5 protein-coding genes are annotated in these 2752 nt (G+C 74.4%); 1 reads left to right on the top strand and 4 read right to left on the bottom strand.

The window, feature by feature from the left end; genetic code table 11:
* Together VNT50_RS13515 and VNT50_RS13510 are read right to left on the bottom strand one after the other, a co-directional pair.
* A partial coding sequence (locus VNT50_RS13515) for an adenosylhomocysteinase (protein ID WP_325485631.1) occupies positions 1–135 on the bottom strand: 135 nt, incomplete at its 3' end.
* Positions 136–225: 90 nt separating this feature from the next.
* Positions 226–435: a DUF3499 family protein gene (locus VNT50_RS13510; RefSeq protein ID WP_325485630.1), complete on the bottom strand. Its 210-nt coding sequence runs from the start codon at positions 433–435 to the stop codon at positions 226–228.
* A 149-nt stretch (positions 436–584) separates the two neighbouring features.
* On the opposite strand from VNT50_RS13510, the gene VNT50_RS13505 reads away from it, so the two are divergent.
* Entirely contained in the window at positions 585–1019 is a 435-nt protein-coding gene (locus VNT50_RS13505) for a metallopeptidase family protein (RefSeq protein ID WP_325485629.1), read from the top strand.
* Between the two features lie 72 nt (positions 1020–1091).
* Here VNT50_RS13505 and VNT50_RS13500 read toward each other — a convergent pair whose 3' ends face one another.
* Both VNT50_RS13500 and VNT50_RS13495 read right to left on the bottom strand, forming a co-directional pair.
* Positions 1092–2495, bottom strand: a complete 1404-nt coding sequence (locus tag VNT50_RS13500; RefSeq protein ID WP_325485628.1) for a DUF5719 family protein — start codon at positions 2493–2495, stop codon at positions 1092–1094.
* On the bottom strand, positions 2492–2752 hold a 261-nt coding region (locus tag VNT50_RS13495; protein ID WP_325485627.1), incomplete at its 5' end, for a hypothetical protein. The genes VNT50_RS13500 and VNT50_RS13495, both read right to left, overlap by 4 nt.

Below are 2752 nucleotides of genomic sequence, written 5' to 3'. Positions count from 1 at the left end.
CTCGCGCAGGGCCATCAGCCCGGGCATCTCGTTCTCGGCGAGGCGGATCTGGTGACGTCCGGCCGGGGCCAGGGCGAGGTCGGCGACGTCGTATTCGAGACGGGCGGTGGCGGGGGCGCCGAGGTCGATGCTCATCCGGCTATTCTCCCAGACGCGGCCGGGTCTTCGCCCGACGTCCCGGCCGCCAGCGCCGCCGGGGCCGCGCAGCTCGGCCGCGTCGTGCCGTTAGCGGTTCGAGATCGTCTCGTGGCGCACGACCACCCAGCCGCGCGGCACCGACAGGCGGTCGGTGTGGATGGCGCAGAGGTCGTGGGCGTGCGGGTCGTCGTCGCCGCCGAGCGGGCCCACGGCGGCCATCTGATCTTCGTAGTCGTAGGTCAGGGTCGACACGGCCTCACGGGCACAGGCCACCTTCGAGCAGAGTCTCTCGCGCATCGGGCCCATGGTACCGACGGCGAGGGGCCTTGCGCGGACGCCTCGCCGTGGGCGGGCGCAGGTCCGCGGGCGGACGCAGGTCCGCAGGCGGGCGCAGGTCCGCAGGCGGACGCAGGTCCGCGGGCGGATGCCGCGCCTAGGATGGTCGCATGGTCAGGCGACGCGCGAGAACGGTGACGAGGGCCCGCCCGGCACGCCACGGCCGCCACGGTCGGGAGGACCGCAGCCCGGTCGTGCGACCGCCGATGCCCCCTCTCGACTCGCGCATCGACCGCTTCGACCTCGCGGTCGGCACCGCCGCCGAGTTTCTTCGCTCCTCCTGGCCGGAGCTGCGCGACGTGAGCTTCGAGGTCGGCGCGATGCCCCTCTCGGCCGACGAGGAGGGCATCCCCCGCTGGCACGCGCTGCGCGAGGAGAAGCGCATCATCCTGTACCGGGTGCCGATCGAACGCCTCAGCCACGTGCACCGCGACGATGACCTGCACCGCCGGATGCTCGTAGAGGGGTGCGTGTTCCGGGCGGCGGCCGACTACCTCGATCGCGACCCGTGGGACCTGGGTCCCGAGCGGTTCCGCTACTTCTGAGCCACGGCACCCGCCACGCCGGCACCCGGCACGCGGCACCCGGCACCCCCGCGCTCGCGACTCGACCCTGCGTCACGGATACACGAGCACCGGCTCGGCGCCCGCGTCGGCCGGCCACACCGGCACGGCACCGAGCGCGCCGGGGCCCGCGTAGGTGAGACCGGCGGCGATGCCCGCCGCCCCGCCGGGGTCGACGCTGTAGACGGCGTCGCTTTCGATCGGGATGTCGGCGGCTCCGCCCGCGGGGACGGCGACCTCCTGCTCTGCGCCGCCGACCCGGCGTACCGCGATCGCGGCAGGCTCCGAGCCCGCGTTGACCAGTACGAGTCGCGCCCCCGGACCCGAGGGGGCCGCGATGAGGGTGTCGGCGCCGAGCCCGGGAGACGGGGTGTACCAGGCGTAGTCGGATCCGGCCCCGAATCCCGATGCCTGCCACACGGCCGAGACCACGGGCGCGTCGGCTTCGACCGTGATGACATACGTGCCGGGGGCGAGGTTCGCGAGCTCGGCATCGGCCGGGATGCCCGCGGTGAGCGGCAGCGTCGTGCTGCTCACGACGGTCGCATCGCCCACGGCGGTGGCACGGATGGTGACCTCGGCGTCGTCGGAGGGAGCGAGCACGCGCATGATCGTGCTCGCGGCGTCGGGCGTCGATGCCGTCACGGTCACCCCGGCGAGCACCTGGACGGCATCGGCCTCGGTCACCGCGCTCTGGATGTCGAGTCCCCCCGGCACGAGGGTGCGGACGAGGCTGGACTGCAGGCTCGCCGTCACGGGCGCGCCGGTCGCGGTGACGCGCACCACCGGCTGCTCCTCGCGTCCGGCGACTCCCGCGAGCGGGAGGGCGAGCTGGGTCCCGGCGGGCACGATGATCCCGTCCGCCCCCGGAGGCGTCTGGGGGCCCTGTGCACCGTAGATGGTGAGCTGCACGCTCGCCGTCACGTCGCCGGGGTTCGAAAGGAGCAGGATGTCGGAGGCACCGGTCGTGGTCGTGCCGCCGACGATCCACGACTCCATGAGCGGCGGCCGGCATCCGGCCGCCGCGAAGCCGGACAGGTCGGGGGCGGCGACCGTGACGGACGAGGCGGCGGCGAGGACCGCCACGTCGTCGCCCTCGGGCTGGGCGACGAACGACGGAACACCGCGGCTCTCATCCACCCGGGGCGACGCCAGGGTGCTCTGCTGCGGCGCGGCGCTCTCGGCCGGCACACCGACCGTGACATCGGACGAACCGGCCACCGAGATGCGCTGCGCATCTACCACCGTGCGTCCGAGCGCGAGCGCCGGCCCGGCGCACACGGCGACGGTGTCGGCCGGGTCGGGCTGGGCTTCGATGCGCGGGGCCGGATGCTCGACCACGGGCCACGGCGACGAGACGGCCGTCACGACCAGCGCCGTGAAGGCGATGGCGACGGCGGTGCCGATGATGGTCCTCGTTCCGGTGGCGGCCCACCGGAACCAGCGATTGCCGCTCACAGCGCCTCCCTCGATGTCGGCCCGACGATCCGCGGCGCGTTGCGCGCCGCCCGGCGCGACGCGGCGGTGGGCACGGCGAGCAGCAGCGCGATGGCGAGCACCGCGATCTGCGTCGCGGTCACGACGCGCCAGATCTGCTCCTGCGCGCTCGTCCGCCCCGAGGGGACGGCGACATCGCCCCCGACCTTCCAGAGCACGCCCTTCGCGGTCTCCCCGACGTTCTCGAGCCCCGCGCGCTGATCGATCGATGTGACGGC

It is taken from the genome of Microbacterium sp. (assembly GCF_035554235.1).
Taxonomy (GTDB): domain Bacteria; phylum Actinomycetota; class Actinomycetes; order Actinomycetales; family Microbacteriaceae; genus Microbacterium.
Note: the sequence above shows the minus strand (reverse complement) of the source record. Positions and strands in the feature narration are given on the sequence as shown.